A 25,603-nucleotide genomic window follows, 5' to 3' on the forward strand; every position below is an offset into this window, starting at 1 on the left:
AGGCTCGGTAATGACTAAGCAAAATGAAATCATCGTTGTACTCGATTTTGGAGGACAATATAACCAACTTATTGCACGCCGTATTCGTGATTTGGGCGTATATAGCGAGCTATTGCCGTATAACACGTCGGTAGAACGGATCCGTGAACTACAGCCGAAGGGTATCGTATTCTCGGGAGGACCGGCAAGCGTTTATGAAGAAAATTCACCAATGGTTGACCCTGCGATTTATGATTTGAACATTCCAATTTTCGGTATTTGCTACGGTATGCAGCTGATGTCGCATCAGCTTAATGGTAAGGTTGAGCGCGCGGGCAAACGTGAATACGGAAAAGCAGAAGTGGAATTTGTGGAAGGTTCGCAAATCGGCTTTGGCTTAGATAAAGTTCAAACGGTTTGGATGAGCCACGGCGACCACGTAGTTGAGCTGCCTGAAGGCTTCAAAGTAGATGCAAGCACGGATCATGCTCCTGTTGCAGCGATGAGCAATCCAGACCGCGGATTCTTTGCCGTTCAATTCCACCCAGAGGTTCGTCACTCTGAATTCGGTAATGAAATGATTCGCAACTTTCTTTACAATGTTTGTGATTGTGATGGCACATGGACGATGGAATCGTTCATTGAAGATGCTATTCGTGATATTCGTAATGAAGTTGGCGATAAAAAAGTACTATGCGCGCTTTCCGGCGGCGTAGATTCTTCTGTTGTAGCTATTCTTCTTCACAAAGCGATCGGCGATCAGCTTACTTGTATGTTTATCGACCACGGCATGCTCCGTAAAGGTGAAGCTGAAGGCGTTATGGAAACATTCGTAGGCAAATTCGATATGAAAGTGCTCAAAATCGACGCGCAAGAGCGTTTCCTTGGCAAGCTGAAGGGCGTAGAAGATCCAGAGCAAAAACGTAAAATTATCGGCAATGAGTTTATTTATGTGTTCCAAGAAGAGTCGGACAAGCTGGATGACTTTGAATTTTTGGCACAAGGTACACTTTACACAGACATCGTGGAGAGCGGTACAGCTACAGCTCAAACGATTAAATCTCACCACAATGTTGGCGGTTTGCCTGAGGACATTAAGTTTAAACTTATCGAGCCTCTTAAAGCGCTATTCAAGGATGAGGTTCGTAAAGTCGGCGAAGAATGTGGCCTTCCAGAAGCTATCGTATGGCGTCAGCCATTCCCAGGTCCGGGTCTTGCGATTCGTGTCTTAGGCGAAGTAACAGAGGACAAGCTTCATATCGTTCGTGAGTCGGATGCGATTCTTCGTGACGAAATTGCCAAAGCTGGTCTTGACCGTGAAATTTGGCAGTACTTCACTGCGCTTCCGAACATGAAGAGCGTAGGCGTTATGGGCGATGCTCGTACGTATTCGTACACAGTTGGTATCCGCGCCGTAACTTCAATCGACGGAATGACAGCAGACTGGGCACGTATCCCTTGGGATGTGCTTGAGAAAATCTCCGTACGTATCGTTAATGAAGTAGACAACGTTAACCGTATCGTCTATGACGTAACTTCAAAACCGCCTGCTACAATTGAGTGGGAATAGATTGGAATTAATTGATTACAAAAAAATACTCTCTTTTATTTGTGTTATTCAGCAAATAGAAGGGAGTTTTTTTTGTTTGATCAAAATCAAAGAACTAATTTGAAATGTACTTAGTTGGCGCTTTTTTCATGCTAATGAGTGCGTCTAGGAAGCCCACGCATAGATGTTGTTGTAGAAACGAGTAGTTAGACATTGTGATCTTGGGGAAGGCTACATGATAAAAAGATTACAAGGTGGTATACGATGATAAAGAGGATTAGCTTGCTTATATTTGTTTTCACTTTCATGACTGGCTCAACTACATATGCCTATAACGAAAAGCCATCAAGTGACGAGCGTGTGCCTTTTGAAAAGATGTATATTGAATATGGTGGCTATAAAACAGTTGAAGATGCATTAAGTGAATGTAATCTTCACTTCAGAAAAAAGATTAAATTGCCTTTTAAGCTGCCGCCGATTTCGTTTACTCACCATTTGGCAAGATGTAATCAACTTGGTGGTGTAAACGACTATTTTGAAATCGAGTACCTTAATGAGCTTCAAGGTTCAAATAATCATTACATGGTATGGGTGAATCCTTCGGGACACCGAAATGGATTTCCACGCAAAAGCAATGTTATCCGCATATATGAGTTAGAGAATGGAGAGAAAGCTGTTTACGGTACGACCCCAACATTAGGTGATAGACCTCCTGCGTTTGATGTATTGCGTTTTGAAAAAAATGGATGGCAATATATATTGTCGATTGATAAGCGTGTAGAGGATAAGGTAACAGCTGATGTTTTAGTGGACATTGCTAATTCAATAAAATGAAGTTCAAGCACCATCATTCGGTTGGTTGGTGCTTTTCTTCTTCACGTAGAGCTTCATATTAGGTGTAAATGGTGTTTGTGTTAATCGAATTTTTTTTGGAGGAAGAAAGCAGCCAAATTAATTGAACAGCAAGAATAGCGATGACGAGATAGTCGTATAGATGTGTGCCTGGATCATTGCCTGTGAAGTTTAGAAAGTTGTGCAAGCCGTGGAAGAGGATTGTGAGCAGAATGGCGCGGTTTCGAACGACCAGCATCGCCAATACAAAGCCCACTATAAACGCATATCCAATTTGCAAAAGAGTATCCTCTATCGATTGGCCGCCAAGCGCCTGCAAAGCGTGTGTGACACCAAACAACGAGCTGGAGACGATGACAGCTGTCATTTTTCCTTTTGGCATTAGAATCCGCAGCATCATTCCCCGGAACAATGTTTCCTCTACAAATCCTACTAAGAACAGCTGCGACAGCAGCATATAAGCGAAAAACGAGAAGGAAGCGGGTTGAAAGCCTTTGTTGGCGATCAATAAGACGATTAAGACGAGCAGCAGAGGAAGATATTCAAGCCATTGCTGCTTTGTAAGCTTGGAAACACCGCTGAAATAAAAGGTGCTCCACCGTTTTTTTACCGTCATATAGATCACTAGAAATAATGCTATCGGAATAAAGCCTAGAAATGGAGCGAGTGGATGCGTAAGTTCAGCAATCGATACATAGGCGCTGCCGCCGGCTACAAAAATCATCAGCATAAGCTCGATTAGAATAAGCGCAACAATAGGCCTTTTTACTGTAAAGCTGTCCGTTGTAATCATTTAGAATTCCTCTTTTTCGATTATTTTTTTTAAAAATTCATTTTCCATCTTAAAAAAATGCAAGCCGTAATGCATGACAGATACGCGGTAATAATAATCGTTTTTATCTTCGAGCTGCTCCAGCTCCTTGGACACGATGGACTGAACGGCCTCCATTTGAGCAATGTTGCGCGCGATGTTTTGTTGATACGCCATTAAGTTTTGTTTTTTCGTAGGCTCATCAAGGTAATCGTAAAAGAAGATTTTAATGAGATACTCGCGTTTGTTCGATTGAAGGGGTTCTCTTAGCCACTGCATAAAATGCTTCTGCCCTTCGCTTGTGATGCTGTACATCTTTTTGTTTTTGCTGTCATTCGTTTCTTCTTCCATCACGTATGCACTTTCCACTAGACGCTTAAGTCCGGGGTATAGGCTTCCATAGCTCATTTTGTAAAAGATCCCGATTGATTGCTCTGTTATTTTTTTAATATCATATCCGCTCATTTTCCCTTGCATCAGCATTCCTAAAGTAACTAGCTCAATCATCGTCGTTCTCCTTAATGTATCAAGTTGATATATCTATTTGATATATGTAATGTATCTCGAATGGAATACTTTGTCAAGAAAAATAATCGTGTAAATGAACGCTATTTTAAATAACGAAAAAAGCCCAAAACTCTCGTATCAGCCTGCTGGCTGATTCGCGAAGGTTTTGGGCTTTGTATGAGCTGTGTCTTAGAGTGAAAAATAATCGGCTGCAAACGTCAGGATTAGGAGTACCGCCATGATCCAGCCTGCACCATAGGTTCGTTTCGATGGTACAGGGGCAGAGGAGTCAGCATGGTTTTGTTTTGCCGTTTTTTTCTTAATAGACCAAAAATACAAACAGGCACCCGCTAGAACTAGGGACAGCTCTAATAAGGCGCTAATTGCCGGCAGTTTCCACAGTCCGAAGCCGAGTAGAGGGAAATCGCCGAAATTTCCGGGCAAGAGCGGCATGTCGCTGCGATGTACGAGCAGGTCAATCAACCAATGGCTGAAGACCAGTGAGCCAATGATGGCTGCACTTCGCTTATTCCATATCCGCCATGAAATTAAAGCAGCAACAATCGCTATTAGCAAAGCTCCAGCCAGAGAATGCGTATAGTCAGCATGGATAACAGCTTCACCATAACCTCCGTCGCCTATTTTATCAATAGATTCTGCCCCTGTGAGCAGCAGCGGGATAAACGCGATATCGAGAAGCTGCGTGCTTGCCATCAAAACCCACAAGGGTACCTTGGGCTCCATCGCTTTTACAATGGCCGCAAGTCCAAAATGTCCAGCCAGCATTTACTTCGCCACCTTTCGTTCAATTCGTGCATCAAGCCAGCCGCATACGACGATAAATAGAAAGAGAAACATTAAAAAAGTCATGTATCAGTCCTTCTTTCGTTTATCTGCTTGTCGAATCCAATAAGGAGTGCTTCAAAGGCATGATCAAAGGTAGTGGAGAGTCGGCTGAAAATGGCGTCCACACTCTCTTCCGAATGCGTATAGGTGCCAACTATCCCGCGCAGCATATAGAAATAAATGCGTGAACAGCTTAGGAGCTGCTCGCCTTCAGGCAAATTAAGATTTGTTTTCAAAAGCTGGACGATAACGTTGAACATTTGATTGCGAACACGATTGATTTCTAGCTCAGGCTCCAGTTCATCGACACGGGAGGACTTAACCTCAAAAAATATAGCGTACATGCTTCTATTGTTTAAGCAGAACCGAATAAACAAATCATTCATTCGCTTAAGCTTCTCGTCAGCGGATAGGAAGGCGTCTTTTGCAAGTGTGTCCAATTCACCCTTCAACAGCTGTAAGGGCTGCATAGATAAGGCATGAAGCAATGCTTCTTTATCTTGAAAATAAATATAGATCGTAGTATGAGAGCAGCCGGCTTCCTTTGCAATTTCTCTTATTGAAACGGAATCGTATCCGCGTTCTCCGAACAGCTTCTCAGCTGTGGCGATGATGGCGCATTTTGTTTCCTCTGCGCGGAATTCTTTTTTAGTAGCGATGATCATTCACTCCTCTTTATGATAGTAACCACTGGTTACTAACCAATGGTTATATAATACCAAATGCTTACAGATGTCGTCAAGACGCTGATTTCTGCTATAATCTTTGATGAGAACAATAGTAAATCCAACCTCGTTTTACGGAGTAGATTTGCATTCGCGAACCTAAGCCCATGCTTACGAAGTAGGTTTTCTACGAAAACCTAAGCCCATGCTTACGAAGTAGGTTTTCTACGAAAACCTTTAAGGAGAATAAATCAAATGAACCTATATCCTTCAATCAGCGAAGATCGGATTGAGCTGCCGCTGGCTTTTCCCATTACGATTTCGCAATCTGTAGGGGTTTCCCCGACCTTTCAAAGACTGCATTGGCATAAAGCGCTCGAAATTAACTACATACAGAAGGGGAGCGGCTACTATCTGATCAACGGGAGCCGTTATGACTTCCAGCAAGGAGACATCGTACTTATTCATTCCAATGATTTGCACCGTGCGTTTGAGTCAGAGGAGCTGGTCATGAGCATTATTATGTTTGATTCGTCTTACCTTGCTTTAGAGCAGCGCTACGATGCGGAGCTGCTTATTCCATTTCGGGATATTGGGTTAAGATTTGATAATGTGCTTGATCGAGAGCATCCGAAGCTGGGAGAGCTTGGCGGCATTATTAAAGACATGTCTGCTGAGTTTGAGCTGAAGGAGCCGCATTTTGAAGTGGTGGTGCGGGCGAAGCTTATTCAATTGCTTGCATTCGTCAATCGCTATTTTGCAAAAAATAATGAAACGGGAGCGCAGCATGTGCGTGGTATGGAAACGATTCGAGGCGTGCTGAATGACATCGAGGCTGATATATCATACCCATGGACGCTTGGCGAGCTCGCAGAGGCCGCGCACTTAAGTCCCTCTCGGTTCAGCACGTTGTTTGTGCAGGTTGTTGGGACCTCGCCCATGGATTATTTGATACAGATGCGGCTGTCACAGGCGGCTTATCTTCTTGAATCCACAGACAAAAAGATTATTGAAGTGGCAGCTGAATGCGGATTTCGCAATTTATCTAATTTCAATCGGCTGTTCAAGCAGCACGTAGGGAAGCTCCCATCCGAGCTGCGATCCTAAAAGACAGTAAGATAGTATTATAACATCGTTCTTTTTCATTAGAAGAACGATGTTTTTTATTTTAAAATAGAAGAAAGTACAAATAAGGAGTGTGAGCGATATTATTTTCCTTGGTATAGATGCAGGAGGCAGCAAGACACATGCTCTGCTCGTAGATGAGACAGGACGTGTACTTGGCAGAGGCCTTGGCGGAAATGGAAATCATCAAACCGCTTTTGAAGCAGCAAAAAACAGCATAGATCATGCTTGTCAGCAAGCGCTTCAGGATGCTGGCGTGACGAAGGATCAGGTGACATTTGCCTACTTCGGACTTGCAGGAGCAGATCGTGAGCCTGACTATGCAATTTTAAGACCGATGATTGCTTCACTTGACTATAAAAATCATGCGATTGCATGCGACACCATGATTGGTATGCGTGCGGGGACGAACCGATCTTACGGAGCGGTCATTCTTAGCGGAACTGGCCTTAACGCTGCTGCTCGCAACCCTCAAGGGGAAGAACTGCAGTATGGCGGCTTTGGTTATTTATTCGGGGACGGACATGGTTCGGGCACGGATCTGGCCATTCACGCTTTTCGCAGTGCGATTCGTGCTTGGGAAGGCAGAGAGCAAGCGACACTTCTTAGTGAAATGGTTCCCCAGCGGCTTGGCTATCATACGATTCAAGAGATGTACGATGATGCGCTGGACAACGGCAAACGTCCGTCACATGAGCTTGCTAAAGTGATGTTTGAGGCCGCTGCTCTCGGGGATGCTGTAGCCATCCGTCTTTTGGAGGAAGCTGGACGTGAGCATGCAAACTCTGTAAATGCGTTGATTAAGCGGCTAGGCATGGAAAAAGAAAAATTCGATGTTGTCCTTGCTGGCAGCGTAATGTCGCGAGGCGGCTCTACACATATGGTCGATGCAATCAGTGAAGCTGTTGTAGCGGTTTCGCCGCAAGCGCAGACAGTCAGATTGACGGTCGATCCGGTTATTGGAGCAGTAATGAGTGCGATGGATAGCAGCGGCATTGTGATTGATGAAGCGGTAGATGCAGCACTTAGAAAAATTAYATTTTAAAAATAGTTTAAACATTTAAGGGAGGCTCATTCACATGTCCAAAAAACCACTAAAGGTCGCCGTCATTGGCGGCGGTTCCTCGTATACGCCAGAAATCGTAGAAGGCTTTATTAAAAAATATGATGAAATGCCGATTCGTGAGCTTTGGCTTGTTGATATCGAAGAAGGTCGTCATAAGCTGGCAATCGTTGGCGAGCTTGCGAAGCGGATGGTAGAGAAAGCTGGCCTGCCAATCGAAGTGAAACTAACACTTGACCGTCGTGAAGCGATCGCTGGTGCAGATTTCGTTACGACACAAATGCGGGTAGGTTTGCTGGAAGCAAGACGCCGTGATGAGCATATTCCTATTTCACATGGTGTAATTGGACAAGAGACGACTGGACCAGGCGGAATGTTTAAAGCGCTTCGTACTGTACCTGTCATTCTGGATATTTGTAAGGATATTGAAGAGCTTGCGCCGAATGCTTGGATGCTTAATTTCACGAATCCAGCGGGTATTGTAACCGAAGCGGTTCAAAAATACAGCAAAGTAAAAACAGTGGGTCTATGCAATTCACCAATTAACTTTCAAAAGTTTCTGGCTAAAGAGTATGGCGTTAGCGAGAGTGAAGTATTGCCTGAATTCGTAGGGATCAATCATCTGCACTGGGTTACAGCCGCTTATGTAAACGGTGAGGACAAATTGGACGAAATGATCGGAGCCGGTCGCGACTATTCAGCTACAAACGTAACCGCGTTTGACTGGGATGCAGATTTCCTTCGCTCATTAGGCGCGATACCAACGTATTACCTCCGTTATTTCTATATGACGGATTCGATGCTCGCGGATATGAAAGACTCGCTAGAGAAAAACGGCACGCGCGCAGAAGTTGTAAGCCGGGTCGAAACGGAATTGTTTGAGCTGTACAAGGATGTTAATTTGACGGAGAAGCCAAAGCAGCTTGAGCAGCGCGGCGGTGCTTATTATTCTGAGGCAGCTGTTAACTTGATGCATGCTCTATATACCGACAAACGTGATATTCAGACGTTGAACGTTAGAAACGGCAACATTATTGATTTTCTGCCTGAAGATGCAAGCATCGAGGTTAACTGTGTCGTTACGGCTCAAGGCCCGATTCCACTGCCTTTGCAGCGTGTTCCAGAGCAAATTAAAGGTCTAATGCATGCTGTAAAAACATATGAATCGCTAACTATTGAAGCTGCAATCAGCGGAGATAAAGGGATCGCGCTGCAAGCGCTCGTTCATCACCCGCTTGTTCCAAGCGTAGCGGTGGCTAAGGCGTTGCTTGAAGAAATGCTTGAGGCGAACAAAAAGTATTTGCCGAATTTTTTCAAAGAATAAACTAGGCTGCAAAGCAGTTGGCAGGAAGGGCAGGAGCATAGCTCCCGCCCTTTTTTGGCTTGCTTTTAACTATAGACTTTGCATCGGGAATTAGCTGTAAATACAAAATATTTACATTGACATCTAGTGCTATCGATTATATGATAACAAAAGTATTTGAACATGATAATCATTATCACTAAATTGGGATTAGTTATCAACCCAGAGAATGAAGCAGGGTTTAAACAAATAGGGGGTAAGAAAAAAATGAACAAACGATTAATGAGTTTGATTATGGTCATCGTCGTAATGGTGGTGGCAGCAGGCTGCGGTGCGAATAATGCGTCGAACAACAAGGCAAGCACTAACGCTCCTGCTACGAACGACGCTGGCGCGAAAGCGGATGGTCCGATTGTCGTGAAGGATGCGAAAGGTGAGGTTACCCTTGAGAAGCCTGCTCAAAAGGTTGTTGTGCTGGAGTGGACGTTTACTGAGGACATGATCGCCCTTGGAATGCAGCCAGTAGGCAGCGCGGACAACGAGGGTTATAAGCAATGGGTAACAGGAGAGGCGCCGCTTGACGCAAGCGTGACGGACGTTGGTTTCCGCCACGAGCCAAACCTTGAGACGATCGCAGCCTTGAAGCCTGACCTCATTATTGGCATTACGGACAGCCACGAAGCGATCTACGATCAGCTGAAGGGCATTGCGCCAACGCTGCTATTCAGCCTTTATCCGGCTGAAGGCAAAGGCGACCAATACACGCAAATGATCGATATATTCAAATCTATTGCGGCGGCAGTCGGCAAAACACCAGAAGGCGACAAAGTACTTGCCGATCTGGATCAGCATTATGCGGATGCAAAAACGAAGCTTGCTGCAGCAGGCAAAGAAGGCTTGAACTATGTGCTGACGCAAGCATTCAGCTATCAGAATGCTGCAACGATGCGTCTATTCATGGATAATTCGCTAGCGGTTCAAACGCTGGATCGTATTGGCCTCAAAAACGATTGGAAACCGGAGCAGTTCGAAATGTATGGCTTTACTACTTCGACGGTAGAAGCACTGCCGGCTATTCAAGATACGAACCTGATCTATATCGTTCAAAAGGATGACGACATTTTTTCAGGCACATTGACAGACAATTCGGTATGGAACGGTCTTAATTTCGTGAAAGAAAAACGTACGTTTGCTCTCGACAGCACGACATGGGTATTCGGTGGTCCGATCTCCTCCAAAGTCATCGTAGACCAAGTCGTAAATACATTAACGAAATGAGCGAGCTCATGAAGAAGCAAAATAAAGAAGCCTCATTGGGTATGATTTGGCGAATGATTGGTATATTTGGGGGCGGCCTTGCCGCCCTTTTCTTTCTGTTCATACTGAGTCTTTGCTTCGGGGAAGCCAAAATTCCAGCGGCAGTCGTATTTGACGGCTTGCTTCATCGGCAGGATGTGATGGAGCATAATTTGCTTTGGGATATTAGGATGCCGCGGACCGTTATCGGCATTATAGCGGGAGCTGCGTTAGCGGCGGCAGGAGCGTTATTGCAAACGATAACGAAAAACCCGCTTGCGGCCTCCGATACACTGGGCATTAATGCTGGAGCCTATTTTATGGTTGTGCTCGGCATGGTCGCTTTTCCTGCACTGCAGCATGAGGCACCTTTTCTGCTGGCGGCAGTGGGAGGGTTCCTTGCAGCATTGGCTGCTTATTTTCTTGGCGGCGGGCGGGCGGCAACGCCGGTTCGGCTAGCGCTATCGGGGATGATTGTCTCGATGGTGCTCGGTGCGTTTACGTCGGCCATTCATATTTTTAAAGCGACGGAAACGCAATCGTTGTTTCTTTGGGGTGGAGGCACGTTAATTCAGCTTGATTGGAGCGGCGTGAAGTATGCTTGGCCGCTTGTGGCGGCATTGCTCGTCATTGCAATACTTGCCGGACGCAAGTTCGATGCGCTCGAGCTGGACGAATCGACTGCTCGTTCATTAGGGCAGCGCGTAGGCTTAACCCGGGCGGGAGGGCTGGCGCTCTCTGTGCTTATGGCAGCCATCGTGGTCAGCGTCGTAGGGCCGATTGGTTTCGTTGGTCTTGTAGCTCCGCATTTGGTTAGGCTCTCCGGCATTCGAAATCATCGTTTGCTCATTCCTGCGAGCGCGCTTTGGGGAGCGCTGCTCATAACGGCAGCGGATGTGCTTGCTCGCATGGTACGAAGCAGTCTCGGCGAAATGCCGGTAGGCGCCGTCATGGCGATTATCGGGGCGCCTTGGCTCATTTGGCTGGTGCTTACCAAGATGAGAAATATTTCCGGTTCGGGCTCAGGACAGTCGTCGATGAGCATTGGAGGAGCTCCATTCCGCTTGCGTTTTGCACCGACTGCCTTAGCCATGACCGTATTGCTGGCTGCGGTCATTCTCGTTAGCTTGTCGCTCGGCGGTACAAAAATTCCGATCATGGAATTGCTTAGAAGCCTATTCGGAGCAGGAGACGATTCCTATTCTGTGCTGCTGAATCTAAGGCTTCCGCGCACCCTCGTTGCAGCAGGGGGAGGCATTGCGCTCGCAATCAGCGGCGTACTCATTCAAAGCGCTGTTCGCAATCCGCTCGCAGATGCTTCTATTATCGGCGTCACCTCGGGTGCGGGTTTTGGGGCCTTGGTCGTGCTCGTTGCATGGCCAACGCTGCCGATCTTCGCGCTGCCGATTGCCGCTATTACTGGCGGGGCTATAGCTGCCGCGGTTGTATTTTTCTTAGCTTGGCGCAAATCGCTTAACCCATCCGTTCTGATCCTGCTTGGCATAGCGGTGTCTGCCATCGGAGCTGCAGGCATTCAGGCGATGATCGTGAAGGCAAGCCTATGGAGCAGCACGGCATTTGTTTGGCTAACGGGAACGACGTATGGCCGAAGCTGGAGCCATTTTAACAGTATTTTTATTTTTCTGCTTATTCTTGTACCGGCGGCCTATTATTTGAGCAGGAAATTTGATCTACTTGCCTTCGGAGATGAAAGCTCGACAGGTCTCGGCTTACCGGTAAAAGGCACACGGCTTTGGGCTATGATCATTGGTGTGCTGCTTGCTGCGGGAGCGGTGGCGAGTGTAGGAACGATTGGTTTCCTTGGATTGATGGCGCCGCATGCGGTAAGGATGATGGTCGGACATCACACAAGGCGCTCGATCATCCTGTCAGGTCTGCTTGGCGCCTTGCTGCTCGTAATTGCGGATACGATCGGAAGAACGGTAATGGCTCCGAAGGAGATTCCTTCCGGGCTCATCATTATGCTGATTGGAGCTCCATACTTCCTGTTTCTTATGTACCGTTCACTCGTCAAAAAAAGGTAGAATGTTAGAAATGTTTGCTAAAAACGAATGTTGTACGTATGTATTGCCAATAACGTTCGTAAAAGTTGTTGACAAAATGGGCAATTTCTCTTTAAAATTGAAAACGGAAAACAACAACAGCATATCTTTTCGTATAATCTCAAGAATCGGCTTGAGAGTCTCTACTCGGTCACCGTAAATGATCAGGCTACGAAATTGGCGGAAAAAGCTCGCAGCGGTCCAGCGGGTATCTTTTTCCCCTTTTTGCAGAGCCTGGGAGAAATGCGATCTATTGCATTTTTACTAGGCTTCTTTGTTTGTTCCACCACATTTTTGGGAGGTTTGTAATCAAAATGGAACGTTTCTTTCGCTTAAAGGAACACGGAACAAATGTCAGAACAGAGATTATGGCGGGGCTGACGACTTTCATGACGATGGCTTACATATTAGCCGTCAATCCAATCATACTAACGCCAGCTGGCTTGGATTGGACAGCCGTGTTTCTTGCAACGGCACTAGCAGCAGGTATCTTCACTATCGCGATGGGCTTGTTCGTTAACTTCCCAGTTGCGCTAGCACCAGGTATGGGTCTTAATGCGTATTTTGCATCGGTCGTTATCGCATCGGCGTCAACGGACGCACCGATCTCACCAGCAATGGGACTAACCGCGGTATTTATTTCAGGTATTATCTTTATCATATTGACGCTTACCCAAATTCGCCAAATGCTTATCACAGCTGTTCCAGACAGCTTGAAGCATGCGATTACAGTCGGTATCGGCTTGTTCATCACCATTATCGGCTTGAAAAACAGCGGTATTATGACAATCGCAGTATCAAGCTTCACAGACATTGAAGCAGGTAAATTCACACCAGTGGGCGGCTCCGAAACCGTTATTCAACTGGGAAGCTTCCATAATGAAACGGTTGTACTTACCGTGATTGCATTGCTTCTTATTGGCGTGCTGATGGTACTGCGTGTACCGGGAGCGCTTTTGTTCGGTATTCTTGGTACGACTGTTATTGCTATTCTAATGGGTCATGTTGATGTGAAAGCAGCATTCACTGGTCAAACATGGGTGCCTGATTTCTCCAAAATGAACTTCTGGCATTTTGACTTTGCAGGCGTATTTGAAGTCGGACTGGTAACGGTTATCCTGACATTTACCTTCGTCGAAATGTTCGATACGTTCGGTACGCTTGTTGGTACAGCAAACCGTGCGGGCTACATGAAGGACGCTGAAAAGGGCAAAAAACGTGTAGGTAAAGCGATGTTCGTTGATGCGATCGGCGTCAGCGGCGGCGCGGTGCTTGGTACAAGTACAGTTACCGCATTCGTAGAAAGCTCTGCAGGTATTGCGCAAGGCGGACGTACGGGCCTAACGGCAGTAACGACAGGCGTTTGCTTCCTGCTTGCTATCTTCTTGTCTCCAATCGTTGCGCTTGTTCCAGGCGCAGCTACAGCTGCTGCACTAATTATCGTAGGCGTGCTGATGATGCAATCCGTAAAAGATATCGATTTTTCAGATATGGTTTATGCGATTCCATCCTTCTTGACACTTGCACTTATGCCGCTTACTTACAACATTGCAAACGGTATTTCGTTCGGTATCGTATCGTACGTATTGCTTGCAACGGTTGCTAATGTAACAGGCAAAGGCAAATACAAGGTTCACTGGCTCATGTGGATTCTAGCGGTGCTTATCATTGGCCGTTACGTATTTATGGGCGGGGAATAAACAAATATTATGGAAGAAGCAGCGCTGGACCGGCGCTGCTTCTTTTTTTTGTAGTTTAGCCTTATGGTGGAGAGACGCAGAGGATAGGGCTGCTTATTTTCGAGCTGAAATTTGATATAATTTTGGAAATAGAGCTGGCTTTGGCAGGCGAGCAGACGGGGGAGAGCATATGTTTCGCGTGGATTTAAACTGCGATATGGGTGAAGGTTTTGGGGTTTACACAGCTGGCCTCGATAACGAGCTGATGAAATATATTACTTCGGCGAATATCGCTTGCGGTTTTCACGCTGGGGATGCAGCGACAATACGGCGCACGGTTAAGCTGGCGCTAGAGAATGATGTAGCCATTGGAGCGCATCCAGGGCTTCCGGATTTGGCAGGCTTCGGTCGAAGGATGATGGCCATAACGCCGGAGGAGGCATATGAGCTGACGGTATATCAGCTGGGTGCGGTGTATGCTTTTGCTAAATCAGAAGGTGGAAGCGTCGCACATGTGAAACCGCATGGCGCTTTGTATAATATGGCTGCGAAGAGCAGACCGTTAGCTGACGCGATAGCAGAGGCAATATATAAGGTTAATCCGAGTCTGATGCTGTTCGGATTAGCGGGCAGTGAGCTTATTCACGCAGGCGAGGATATAGGCTTGCGTACAATCCATGAAGTATTCGCAGACCGAACGTACGAGTCGGACGGCTTACTAACGCCGCGAGGGACGGAAGGTGCTGTTATTGTTGATCCTGTTCGCGCTGCAGAGCAAGCGATAAGGATGATCAGAGATGGCGAGGTTAATACAAGGCAGCATCATAGCTTTATTTTGAAGGCGGATACGGTATGCGTGCATGGGGATACGCCAGGCGCAGTAGAGCATGTCATAAGACTGCGGGCGGCATTAGAGGCAGCGAGCATATCTGTTCAGAAGGCGGGTGTATGAGCATGGAGAAGGCTGCAACGGAACCTCAGGCTCCTATTGAAATGCTGCCRCTTGGTGACTCTGCCGTTATTATTCGTTTAGGCAGCTCCATTGACGAAGAAACGAACCGAACGGTCATGAATTTAAGCCGCCATTTGGAGTGGAAACCATTTGCTGGGTTCATTGAATGCGTCCCATCCTTTGTCTCGGTGGCGATCCACTATGACCCGCTGCTGGTGAAGAGAAGCCGCACTGCAGCCGAGCTTCAGCATGCTACAATCTTTGAAACGGTATGCGCTAGAGTGCAGACGTACCTATCTCTAGAGCAGCTGCACTCTTCCGATCAGGCGGATAGAACGATTGAAATTCCGGTTTGCTATGGCGGAGAGTACGGTCCTGACCTTAGCCTAGTTGCTGAGCTTAACGGACTTCCGGAGGAGGAAGTGATCGCTATACATGCTGGTGGCAGCTACTTGGTCCATATGCTCGGCTTTGCGCCAGGCTTTCCTTATTTGGGAGGAATGTCTGAGCGGATTGCCGCACCAAGACATCAGACGCCTCGGACGATCATTCCTCAGGGCAGCGTCGGCATAGCTGGCATGCAAACGGGCATATATTCGGTTGCAACGCCGGGCGGCTGGCAGCTGATCGGCAGAACGCCGCTTGCTCTATTTCGTCCTCAGGACGAAATTCCAAGCTTGCTTAGACCGGGGGACTTGATTAGGTTTAAGCCGATAACGGAGCGGCAGTACAAGCTTTATTTAGAAGGTGAATTATGACTATAAAAGTTGTTCGTCCCGGCTTGCTCGTTACTGTACAAGATCTCGGAAGGCATGGGTATCAAAAATACGGCGTAGTCGCCGGCGGGGCTATGGATACGGGAGCTTCGCGTGCGGCTAATCTGTTAGTCGGCAACGAGGATAGTGAGGCAGTGCTGGAAATTACGCTTACCGGAACGGAGCTCTTTATGGAGAAGGATACGCTGCTCGCTATTTGCGGCGCGCGTATGTCTGTTACCGCTGGAGGTGAGACGCTGCCCTTATGGAGACCAGTACTCGTTCGCGCGGGAATGAGCGTGAAATTCGGAGCTTGCCAATCGGGCTGCCGCTCCTATCTCGCCGTTGCGGGCGGATTTGATGTGCCGGAGGTCATGGGAAGCAAAAGTACGTATCTGCGCGGCGCAATCGGAGGTTATTTCGGAAGGGCATTAAAGTCAGGAGATGTACTGGCAGCTAAGGCGCCGAGCTTGCTGTCAGAGCGAATGGAGCATGCTTTGCGCCGGGGATGGAATGGCAGCTTCGTTGTGCCTCATTGGCATGCGAGTCATTTTGCGATAGCGGACAATTTAGAAGACCCGATCATTCGCGCGATGACGGGCACGCATTACGAGCTGTTTACAGAGACAAGCCGAGCGAGCTTATTTAACCAGAGCTTCCAGATTTCCGCACAGTCCGATCGAATGGGATATCGGCTCGAAGGAACAGAGAAGCTGACGCTCGCGAAGCCGCTTGAGCTGCTTTCGGAGGCTGTCGCAAACGGAACGGTCCAAGTGCCGGCTGGCGGAGAGCCGATCGTGCTGCTGGCGGACAGACAGACAACGGGCGGTTATCTACGTATTGCGCAAGTCGCAACGGTCGATATTCCTGTTTTTGCACAGCTAAAGCCCGGCGACCGTTTTCGGTTCGAGAGGATCACGCAGCAAGAAGCGGAACAGCTTTATTTGGACAGCGAGCGTGACATGAGAATGCTGAAAGCCGCTATTGCATTAAAATTTAATGCTGCGAATGAAAGGGATACAAGATGAACACTGCTCTTAGCGGCTGAGCCTCTTTCCTTGATTTATGGTAGACTACTAATCAAGAAGCAGGAATTACTGGAAGGCACGGCATAGAGGAGTGATAGCAATTGTTCGCACAGCAGCGGCATCAATTAATTATCCAAAAAATAAATAGCGACAAATCGATTCGAGCGTCGGAGCTTATGGAATCGTTTGGCGTTTCTTTTGAAACGATAAGGCGCGATCTAGAGCATTTGGAGAACCTAGGCTTATTGCAGAGGGTTCATGGCGGTGCGATTTTAAAAGAGCCGGATTACAGCCGGGAAATCCCGCTGCCGATTCGTGAATCGATTTACTTGACGGAGAAGACGGAATTGTCGCAGCTCGCCATTCGATATGTAACGGAAGGAATGTCCATCGCACTTGATGTAAGCACAACCAATACTCAGATTGCGAAGATGCTCAAGACAAAGTTCGAGCGATTGACGATTATTACGAATTCCTTGCCAATTGTAAATGAATTAATCGATGTCCCCGGTTTTACGCTGATCATGATCGGAGGCATTATCCGTCAAGCAGAACAGAGCATTATCGGAGACTTGGCTGAAGAATTCGCTTCCCGCTTTCATGCAGACTTGTTTTTTATGAGCATGAGCGGAGTTACATTGGACGAAGGCATTACCGACAACGCGATTGGTGAAGTACAGGTGAAGAAGATTATGCAAGCAAACGCAAAAAGCACGATCGCGCTTGCAGACAGCAGCAAATTTGATCAAGTCTCCCTGCTCAAGGTGTGCGGTTGCGCGGATGTAGAACGTTTCGTTACAGATTCGAAGATCAGCCTTGATCTAGTCGATAAATATAAACGGAGCGGCATTGAGATTGTTTATGAGTAGAGATGAATAATAAAGGGGACTTTGACTGTCCTAAAGACTCTTGGTTATATACCAAGGGTCTTTTTTTGCTTTCTAATGAAAAGTAAATATTAAGATATTGTAAATGTGTGTGTTTGTGTGATATTGTGTTGGAATATGTGGAACTGATAGTTGAATCTAAATGAGGATCGATGGAGGTGTTTCATAATTGATTGTTATTTCTCTTATTCTTGTCTTGTGTTCCGGTTTGGCGCATGCGGTGTGGAATATGCTAGCAAAGCAAAGTACGGATAAAGCGTTGTTCTTATGGGTGATTTATATGCCTGCAACTATTGTTTTGCTGCCGACACTCATTAATGAACTTTCGAGTGCGTCACTATCTCAGACACAGTGGCTGTTAATCGGGGCATCGCTAATTATGCAAAGCGTTTATTCGCTGTTGCTCGCTTACACCTATAATGCTGGAGATTTATCGCAAGTGTATCCGATCATGCGGGGGACACCAACCTTGCTTATCCCAGCCATCGGCGTATTGCTATTAAAAGAGACATTGCCTTTGTGGGGGTGGATCGGACTCAGCTTTATGCTGATCGGGTTCATCGTCATGATCGGAAGATCTTCGGGCAAAGGGCATCAGCAGTCTTTCTATAAGCCTGTACTGCTGGCGATGAGCGTTGGGCTATGCATTACCACTTACACGCTTATCGATAAAGTGAATTTACAGCATCTTTCTCCACTTGCGCTGCTTGAGGTGACGAATATCGGTTTTGTACTCGGACTGACACCTGCTGTTCTTCGTTCTAAACGGCTTAAGCATGTTATTCGCACTCATATTAATATTATTTGGATTGGCGCTATCTTGTCTCCGGGCTCGTACTTGCTGTTTTTGTTTGCAGCCAGAAATGCCAATATTTCTACAGTTGCGCCTATGCGCGAGGTAGGAATCGTGTTTGGCACGCTCCTTGGTCTATTTGTATTAAAAGAGTCGCAAGGGACTCGCAGAATTACGGCTTCGATCGCTGTAGTTATGGGCATTATTATGATTGCGTCATCAGGGCATTAAACAATAGCACCTGAATACCTAATGGAGAGGGAGTAAGGATGAAGATGGAAAACGCCAAAAAGCTTCGTTTTCGCAAAGACGGCACTTTTACAATTGTCCAGTTTACAGATATTCATTGGCAGGACGGATCGGACTTAGATTTGCGTTCCAAGGCTACGATGGAGCTTGTACTTGAGGCTGAACAACCGGATTTTGTTATGTTTACAGGAGATGTCATTTTCACGGGCAGAGGTTCAGACGGGGCAGTCTTATGCCAAGATCCGCTTCAAGCGTTTCGGGACGCGGTTGCCGCTGCCGAGCAGAGAGGCATTCCGTGGGGAATCGTATTCGGCAACCACGATACGGAGAACGATATTACCCGCGATGACCTGATGGGCGAGGTGCTAAAGCACGCTCACACGTTTGCCGAGCCGGGACCGCGGGATATCCATGGCACAGGCAACTACGCGTTGCCTGTACTTGGGTCTGACAACGATCAAGAGGCTGCTATGCTCTATTGCCTGGATTCTGGCGATTATTCCAAGCTGCCTGGCGTACCCGGCTACGATTGGATTCAGCATGATCAAGTGCAGTGGTACATGGAGCAATCCAAGGCTTGGAAAGCTCGTCATCAGGGCGCTGCATTGCCGGCACTCGCATTCTTTCACATCCCTCTGCCTGAATACCAAGAAGTGTGGGACCGGGAAGTGTGCTATGGCCATAAACATGAGGGGGTATGCGCCGCGCAGACGCAAGCAGGTTTCTTCTCAGCGATGTTGGCACAGGGAGACGTGATTGCAACTTTTTGCGGCCATGACCACACGAACGACTATTGGGGAGAGCTTTACGGGATTCGCCTTTATTACGGACGAGCAACAGGATACAACACTTACGGCAAGGAAGGTTTCCCGCGGGGTGCCCGCGTGATCCGCTTGACCGAAAACGAACGGAAAGTGGAATCATGGCTGCGTCTTGATGACGGCACGGTCGCCCTGCATCAGCCGGAGCATCAGCCGGAAATCGGTTAATACAAGCACTTATAATTCAATAGCCCGAAGAAGCAAAGATGTCCCGAATATTCTTAGGAATCCGGGACATCTTTTTTTTTGCGGAAATCATGAAATAAGGCGTCGCAACAGCATTGTTTAAAGGTTTTCTACAAAAAAGGATATCGTGTAAAGAATCGTAAATCGCTGTTTGTATAAAAATGAATACCGTTATAGCAATTGAAAATGTACGGGGCTGCTATTATCCATTAGATTGGGATTAAGGCGAGCCGGCAACCGGCAGGCGCCTCATAAATAAATTCGTAAAGGGGAGTCACGCATGAAAAGAAGTATTTTTACTAGAATTGCTCTGCTGCTTGCCATCGTATTGATGTTCGGAGGAATTGCAACGGCTTGCTCCAGCGGCAAGTCAGAACAACCCGCTAACAACGCGGCATCCGGCAACGGAGCGAAAGAAAATGCGGGGAAAGGCGATAAATCGGCTGGACCTGTAAAGCTAAAGCTCTGGCATCCTTTAAACCCTAATGCGCAAGCCGTCGTTCAAAGCTTAAGCGATGTAGCGATGGTGAAGGAATGGGAGAAAAAGACGAATGTGAAATTCGACTTTGAACATCCGACGGGCACGGGTGCCGATGCTCAGCAGCAATTCGGCGTGATGGTAGCTTCCAATGTGCTTCCGGATTTGATTGTGTGGAACATGTCCAACTTCCAAGGCGGTCCAGCCAAGCTGTTTCAGGATGGAACGATTATTAAATTAAACGATCTTATTGATCAGCACGCACCGAATTTGAAAAAAATTCTCGAGGAATATCCGCTTATCGCCAAGCAAATTAAAGCGGATAACGGCGATATTTACGTATTCCCTAACCTGAAGGTTGGCGATCACGGCAAATACAAAACGTTCTCCGGCCAGATGATACGGAAGGATTGGCTCGATGAGCTGGGCTTGCAGCTGCCCGAAACGATCGACGAATGGGAGATTGTTCTAAAAACGATTAAAGAGAAAAAAGGTGTCATTCCATATACGTCCGAGAAAGACATGCTTCTAGGATCAAAAAGCTCGATGGACTTTATCGGGGCATACGGCATCGGCAAAGATTTTTATCTGAATGGCGACAAAATTGAGTATGGGCCGCTTCAGCCTGCATTTAAAGACTACTTGGCGCGTATGCAAAAATGGTATAAAGAGGGTTTGATTGATCCGGACTATGCTTCCAACGACAACAAAGCGAAGGAAGCGAAGATCACTTCAGGCAAGGCAGCCGCTACCTTCGGTTACATTGGCGGCAGCATGGGCGCATGGCTTCCTTCCTTGCAGCAGGCGGATCCGAAGGCGATGCTTTCCGCCGCTCAATATCCGGTAATGAATAAAGGAGACGAGCCTAAATTCACAGAAACCGGCTGGGATTACAGCAATACGGGAGCTGTCATCACAAGCGCAAACAAAAATCCGGAAGCTACGATCAAGGCGCTTGATTATTTGTTCAGCGAAGAAGGCGCTATGCTGAAAAACTTCGGTATTGACGGCACAACGTATACTCTGGTGGATGGTCAGCCTAAATTTACGGATTTGATCATGAAAAATCCGGACGGACTGCCGATCGGCCAAGCGATGGCGAAAAACTTCATTGCGAACTATCCGTTCCCGGGTCCGGACGATGACCGTTATAATGACCAATACTATTCGCTCGACGCCCAGAAGGAAGCAGTAAAAGCGTATGCCAAATTCGCGAAAAACTCTGCCTCCGTTCTCATTCCTCCCGTTTCTTTAACGCCGGAGGAAGCAAGCGAATTCAGCAAAATTATGACGGATGTGGATACGTATCGTTCAGAGATTGTCACGAAACTGATTATGGGCACCTCTAGTTTGGACAGCTTCGATAAAGCGATCGAGCAGTTTAAGAAAATGGGAATCGAGCGCGCGATAGAAATTCAGCAAGCCGCTTTCGACCGTTTCAACAAACGTTAAACCGATTGAAGGAAGGGGGGAACACACTCCCCTTCCTTTAAAAATCAATTTCGGTGGAAAGAGAGTGCACCTGCGATGATGAGAAAACTAGCTAACGATCTTGTGAGAAATAAAGCCATCTATTTTATGGTGCTGCCAGTTGTTTTGTATTATTTTATTTTTAAATATCTTCCGATGTACGGTTCGATTATTGCCTTTAAGGATTTCAGTATTGCCAAGGGTGTATGGGGAAGCCCATGGGTTGGCCTTGACAATTTCAAGGACTTTTTTGACAGCATCTACTTTTGGCGGGTGCTGCGCAATACGCTGCTGCTAAGCTTCTATCAGCTCTTGTTTGGTTTTCCAGCGCCGATTATTCTTGCTATTTTGCTCAATGAAATCCGTTTGAAGCTGTTCAAAAACGTCGTTCAAACGGTCGTCTATCTGCCTCACTTTGTATCGCTCATTGTCATTTGCGGACTCATTCTCGATTTTACGAACCGTGATGGGATTATCAGTACGATGATCGAATTTTTCGGGGGCGAACGCACTACTTTGCTTGGCGATGCCGCTAACTTTCGGTTCATTTATGTATTCTCCAGCATATGGCAGGAGCTTGGCTGGTCGTCCATCATCTTCTTGGCGGCGCTCAGCGGCATTAATCCCGAGCTCTACGAAGCGGCCAGAGTCGATGGTGCCGGGAGGTTTAGGCAAATGTGGAGCATTACGCTTCCGGGATTGATTCCAATCATTATGATTCTGCTCATTCTTCGAATCGGGGGGCTTATGGATATCGGATTTGAGAAGATTATATTGCTCTACAATCCGAATACCTATGAGACTGCGGATATTATCTCTTCCTTTGTGTACAGGAAAGGGCTTGCGGAAGGCCAGGATTACAGCTTTACTTCTGCCGTCGGCTTGTTTCAAGCTGGCATCAACTTTGTTTTGCTCATCAGCGCCAACTGGTTTTCCCGCCGGGTATCCGGGAACCGATTATGGTAAGGGGGAATGGGAACTTGAAAAATAATACGATGACAGACCGCACATTTGATATATTGAACGCCATTCTCATGCTTTTGCTTATCGTCGTCACCATTTATCCTTTTTATCATGTCGTAATGGCTTCCTTAAGCGACTCTAATCGATTGATTGCACATCAAGGCATGCTCCTAGGTCCGCTTGGATTTAGCTGGGAGGCTTACTCCCGCGTGCTCGACAATCCTAATATATTCAGCGGATACCGGAATACGCTCCTGATCCTCTTCTCTGGAACGCTGTTTAACTTGTTTTTCACGGCGCTTGGCGCCTACGGCTTGTCCCGTAAGTTCATGCTGCGCAAACCGATTATGATCGCTATCATTTTTACAATGTATTTTAGCGGCGGACTGATTCCTACTTATTTATTGATCAACAATTGGCTGCATATGGGCAACAGCTTGCTGGCATTAATCGTGCCGGTCGCAATCAGCACATGGAATCTGATCATCATGCGCACCTCCTTCGAGGCGATTCCCGAGAGCTTGATCGAATCTGCCAAAATAGATGGCTCCGGGGAGTTCGGCATTTTATTCAAAATCGTCGTCCCGCTTTCCATGCCGATTATCGCGGTTATGATTCTTTACTACGGCGTTGCCCACTGGAATTCTTGGTTCAATGCGATGTTGTTTATCCGTGACCGTGAATTATTTCCGCTGCAGATCATTTTACGAGAAATATTGGTCATTAACGATACGAGCTCCATGCAGCTGGGAGACGCGATGGCGGATCAAGAAGGAATCAGGGAAAGCATCAAATATGCCACGATTATGGTTGCGACGCTTCCAATATTGCTTGTATATCCGTTTCTGCAAAAGTTTTTCGCGAAGGGCGTTATGATCGGTGCGGTAAAAGAGTAGTTGGTATATACTCGGAGTATAATTCTCTGGCGGTGGATGCTCATATGAAACGCAAGGTTTATAAGTTTTGGCTGTACTCGTATTTATTTGTCTTATTTATTCCAATCCTTATTACCTTAATCGTCCTACTGCAATCACAAGAAATGCTGGTCAAGGAAGTGCGCAGAGCTAACGACACGCTCCTCGATCAGGTTCGGCAATTAGTGGACAATCAGATCACTGACATTCGAAGGTTAGGCACGCAATTATCGTTTGACCCGAAAGTCATGACGTATTTAAACCGTGAAACGTTGGATACGGCGGAAGCCAGGTTCGGCACGATGGAAATGATCTCGAGCCTTCAGTCTTATACGATTGCCAACGGCAATATAACCGATGCCTATATCTATCTCAAGAACAAAGAATATGGGATAACGACAACGACGTTTATGCCGGCAGACGATTTGTATTCCGTGCTCCATAAGGCATCGGGAAAAAGCTTTGCGGAATGGACAGAGTGGCTCCGGGCGAGCCATGCTGGTCTTTTCGTTACATTAAATGAAGGCGCCAAACAAACGGAAAACTCGCTCGTTTACGTGCAATCCTTGCCAATTCAAGAGATTAAAGCTGCCCCTGCGACTCTTGTTGTGCTGCTCAATCAGGATCGGCTCAAGCAAGCGATTTCGAAAGTCGGTCTAGCAACCGAGGGTTCGGTTTATATCCTCGATCGCGAGGGCCATCCCATCATGATTACTGGCCCTCAGACTGGACTGGCTGAGCTGCCGATACCGAAAATGAGCAATCAACGCGGTTTTCTTACGGAATTAGTGGACGGCAACGATGCGGCCATATCTTATGTGAAGTCGGATACGACGAATTGGACCTATATTTCGGTTTTGCCGGAGCAAGTGTATTCCGCTAAAGTGAAGCTGCTGAAAAATTTGATTTATATTGCGATGCTGCTTTGCATCGGACTGGGCGGACTTAGCGCCTTTTGGCTTACGCGAAGAAATTATGCCCCTATTCAAAATATGATGAATTTTGTTTCAACAAAGGTCAAAACAAACATGATGAATATGCCGAACGAATTTGCGGTTCTGCAATCGTTTATGACCGACAGCGCAGCCATCCAAGATGAAGCAAGTAGAAAGCTGCTCGAGCAGCATCAAGTGCTGCGCAACCAATTTTTGGCCCGTCTGCTGAAAGGCCGTGTGGATATGAGCTCCGCACTGCCGCAAGCCATTGAATCGTTTGATTTTCGGTTCGAGACAGACCGGTTTGCCGTCTTGCTGCTGCAGATCGAAGACTATGAACGGCTGTTTCAGGCGAATCAAGAAATGGATGCGGAGAGGAAGCTTCAATTCGTTTACCTGATCGTTACGAACATTTTTGAGGAGCTGTTATCCGCAGGCCATCGCACTTATTTCACGGAAGTTGACGGCATGATTGCTTGCGTTGTAAACGTCCTAGGGAAAGAGAAGGAAGCAAAGAAAGAGCTGCTCAAAGTGGCAAATGACGCTAAACGTTTTATTCAAGATAAATTTTTCGTTCGTTTTTCCGTGGGTGTCAGTGATATCCATACGTTTTGGTCGACGCTCCCAAAATGTTACGAGGAAGCGGTCGAGTCTCTGGAATATAAGCTTGTTCTTGGCTCCAACCAAATCATTTCCTATGAATCGATTAAGCGTCCCAAAAATGATTTGTATTATCCGCTCGATACCGAACGTCAATTAATTAACTTGATGGCGGCAGGCAATTACGATGAGGCGGCAGCTGTCCTGCAGCGTATCCTCATTACGAATTTTTCCGAGGGAACGCTGTCCATTCAAATGGGAAAATTGCTGATGTTCGAACTCGTCGGCACGATGCTGAAAGCGGTAGAGCAGCTTCAACTTAGCACGAAAGAAATTATAGTGGAGAAAACGGATTTAATTAAGCAGATTACAGAATGCGAAACCTTCGCAGAGATGGAAGAAGAAATTTTGGACTTCCTAAAGAAAGCCTGTGATTATTTGCAGCAAAAGAAGAAAAGCCATAATACCGATTTGAAGAGCCAAGTTGTCGAGCATGTCCTTCATAACTTGAATGATATGAATATTAGCCTGACGAGCATTTCGCTTGCTTTCGATATTAATCCGACTTACTTATCTCGATTTTTCAAAGAGCAAACCGGAGAGAATCTCGTTGATTTTGTTAATAAGCGGCGTGTTGACAAGGTGAAATCGCTGCTTGCTGAGACCAACCACGCCATTCAAGATATTGCCGAGCAATGCGGCTTTGCAAGCAGCCAATCTTTGCTAAGGGTGTTTAAAAAGTACGAAGGCATAACGCCGGGACAGTATAGGCAGAGTAGGGACGGAAGAGAAGCTCTAGAGCGGTGAGGCTGAGAGCCGTCTTTTATTTTTGAA

General features: G+C 46.7%; 22 protein-coding genes and 1 riboswitch. Of the genes, 18 read left to right on the top strand and 4 right to left on the bottom strand.

The window, feature by feature from the left end; genetic code table 11:
* The first annotated feature begins 10 nt into the window (after positions 1 to 10).
* Positions 11 to 1,549, top strand: a complete 1,539-nt coding sequence (gene guaA, locus AC1DPK_RS11775) for a glutamine-hydrolyzing GMP synthase (protein ID WP_441885164.1) — start codon at positions 11 to 13, stop codon at positions 1,547 to 1,549.
* 243 nt (positions 1,550 to 1,792) lie between these two features.
* Positions 1,793 to 2,362, top strand: coding sequence for a hypothetical protein (locus AC1DPK_RS11780; RefSeq protein ID WP_477510437.1), 570 nt, complete (start codon positions 1,793 to 1,795; stop codon positions 2,360 to 2,362).
* Between the two features lie 58 nt (positions 2,363 to 2,420).
* Here AC1DPK_RS11780 and AC1DPK_RS11785 read toward each other — a convergent pair whose 3' ends face one another.
* The 4 genes from AC1DPK_RS11785 to AC1DPK_RS11800 all read right to left on the bottom strand — a co-directional run bounded on the left by AC1DPK_RS11785 (position 2,421) and on the right by AC1DPK_RS11800 (position 5,209).
* Positions 2,421 to 3,173 (bottom strand): lysostaphin resistance A-like protein, encoded by a 753-nt coding sequence (locus AC1DPK_RS11785; protein ID WP_477510438.1) that lies wholly within the window; start codon positions 3,171 to 3,173, stop codon positions 2,421 to 2,423.
* Positions 3,174 to 3,698 (bottom strand): PadR family transcriptional regulator, encoded by a 525-nt coding sequence (locus AC1DPK_RS11790; RefSeq protein ID WP_477510439.1) that lies wholly within the window; start codon positions 3,696 to 3,698, stop codon positions 3,174 to 3,176. It lies immediately after the preceding gene.
* A gap of 189 nt (positions 3,699 to 3,887) precedes the next feature.
* On the bottom strand, positions 3,888 to 4,484 hold the full coding sequence (locus tag AC1DPK_RS11795) for a permease (RefSeq protein ID WP_477510440.1): 597 nt from the start codon (positions 4,482 to 4,484) through the stop codon (positions 3,888 to 3,890).
* Positions 4,485 to 4,564: 80 nt separating this feature from the next.
* The gene (locus AC1DPK_RS11800; RefSeq protein WP_477510441.1) at positions 4,565 to 5,209 is read right to left on the bottom strand and encodes a TetR/AcrR family transcriptional regulator; all 645 of its coding nucleotides are present in this window, start codon (positions 5,207 to 5,209) and stop codon (positions 4,565 to 4,567) included.
* A gap of 255 nt (positions 5,210 to 5,464) precedes the next feature.
* Here AC1DPK_RS11800 and AC1DPK_RS11805 point away from each other — a divergent pair, with 255 nt between their 5' ends.
* The 16 genes from AC1DPK_RS11805 to AC1DPK_RS11880 all read left to right on the top strand — a co-directional run bounded on the left by AC1DPK_RS11805 (position 5,465) and on the right by AC1DPK_RS11880 (position 25,576).
* Positions 5,465 to 6,316 carry an AraC family transcriptional regulator gene (locus AC1DPK_RS11805; protein WP_076271121.1) on the top strand — a complete coding sequence of 284 codons (852 nt, stop codon included), beginning with the start codon at positions 5,465 to 5,467 and terminating at the stop codon, positions 6,314 to 6,316.
* Positions 6,317 to 6,407: 91 nt separating this feature from the next.
* Complete coding sequence (locus AC1DPK_RS11810) at positions 6,408 to 7,379, top strand: N-acetylglucosamine kinase (protein WP_477510442.1); 972 nt, start codon at positions 6,408 to 6,410, stop codon at positions 7,377 to 7,379.
* A 34-nt stretch (positions 7,380 to 7,413) separates the two neighbouring features.
* The gene (locus AC1DPK_RS11815; protein WP_441885178.1) at positions 7,414 to 8,721 is read left to right on the top strand and encodes a 6-phospho-beta-glucosidase; all 1,308 of its coding nucleotides are present in this window, start codon (positions 7,414 to 7,416) and stop codon (positions 8,719 to 8,721) included.
* A 246-nt stretch (positions 8,722 to 8,967) separates the two neighbouring features.
* Entirely contained in the window at positions 8,968 to 9,978 is a 1,011-nt protein-coding gene (locus tag AC1DPK_RS11820; RefSeq protein WP_477510443.1) for an ABC transporter substrate-binding protein, read from the top strand.
* Between the two features lie 8 nt (positions 9,979 to 9,986).
* A complete protein-coding gene (locus tag AC1DPK_RS11825; protein WP_477510444.1) occupies positions 9,987 to 12,041 on the top strand; it encodes an iron ABC transporter permease in 2,055 nt (684 codons plus the stop codon).
* A 109-nt stretch (positions 12,042 to 12,150) separates the two neighbouring features.
* A riboswitch (purine riboswitch) is annotated at positions 12,151 to 12,251 on the top strand.
* A gap of 122 nt (positions 12,252 to 12,373) precedes the next feature.
* A complete protein-coding gene (locus AC1DPK_RS11830; protein ID WP_477510445.1) occupies positions 12,374 to 13,759 on the top strand; it encodes an NCS2 family permease in 1,386 nt (461 codons plus the stop codon).
* 169 nt (positions 13,760 to 13,928) lie between these two features.
* A complete protein-coding gene (locus tag AC1DPK_RS11835; protein WP_477510446.1) occupies positions 13,929 to 14,690 on the top strand; it encodes a 5-oxoprolinase subunit PxpA in 762 nt (253 codons plus the stop codon).
* Positions 14,691 to 14,692: 2 nt separating this feature from the next.
* Entirely contained in the window at positions 14,693 to 15,448 is a 756-nt protein-coding gene (gene pxpB / locus AC1DPK_RS11840) for a 5-oxoprolinase subunit PxpB (RefSeq protein WP_477510498.1), read from the top strand.
* Positions 15,445 to 16,473 carry a 5-oxoprolinase subunit C family protein gene (locus tag AC1DPK_RS11845; protein WP_477510447.1) on the top strand — a complete coding sequence of 343 codons (1,029 nt, stop codon included), beginning with the start codon at positions 15,445 to 15,447 and terminating at the stop codon, positions 16,471 to 16,473. The genes pxpB and AC1DPK_RS11845 overlap by 4 nt, the downstream gene beginning before the upstream one ends.
* A gap of 101 nt (positions 16,474 to 16,574) precedes the next feature.
* On the top strand, positions 16,575 to 17,342 hold the full coding sequence (locus AC1DPK_RS11850) for a DeoR/GlpR family DNA-binding transcription regulator (protein WP_076271115.1): 768 nt from the start codon (positions 16,575 to 16,577) through the stop codon (positions 17,340 to 17,342).
* A gap of 187 nt (positions 17,343 to 17,529) precedes the next feature.
* A complete protein-coding gene (locus AC1DPK_RS11855) occupies positions 17,530 to 18,384 on the top strand; it encodes a DMT family transporter (RefSeq protein WP_076271114.1) in 855 nt (284 codons plus the stop codon).
* A gap of 38 nt (positions 18,385 to 18,422) precedes the next feature.
* The gene (locus AC1DPK_RS11860) at positions 18,423 to 19,391 is read left to right on the top strand and encodes a metallophosphoesterase family protein (protein ID WP_477510448.1); all 969 of its coding nucleotides are present in this window, start codon (positions 18,423 to 18,425) and stop codon (positions 19,389 to 19,391) included.
* Positions 19,392 to 19,689: 298 nt separating this feature from the next.
* Positions 19,690 to 21,339, top strand: coding sequence for a type 2 periplasmic-binding domain-containing protein (locus tag AC1DPK_RS11865; protein WP_477510449.1), 1,650 nt, complete (start codon positions 19,690 to 19,692; stop codon positions 21,337 to 21,339).
* A 78-nt stretch (positions 21,340 to 21,417) separates the two neighbouring features.
* Positions 21,418 to 22,323, top strand: a complete 906-nt coding sequence (locus tag AC1DPK_RS11870) for an ABC transporter permease (RefSeq protein ID WP_054027178.1) — start codon at positions 21,418 to 21,420, stop codon at positions 22,321 to 22,323.
* Complete coding sequence (locus AC1DPK_RS11875) at positions 22,317 to 23,216, top strand: carbohydrate ABC transporter permease (RefSeq protein WP_076271112.1); 900 nt, start codon at positions 22,317 to 22,319, stop codon at positions 23,214 to 23,216. Before AC1DPK_RS11870 ends, AC1DPK_RS11875 begins: the two co-directional genes overlap by 7 nt.
* A 44-nt stretch (positions 23,217 to 23,260) precedes the next feature.
* Entirely contained in the window at positions 23,261 to 25,576 is a 2,316-nt protein-coding gene (locus AC1DPK_RS11880; protein WP_477510450.1) for a helix-turn-helix domain-containing protein, read from the top strand.
* Positions 25,577 to 25,603 lie beyond the last annotated feature (27 nt).

Source organism: Paenibacillus sp. 01T424, from assembly GCF_056398745.1.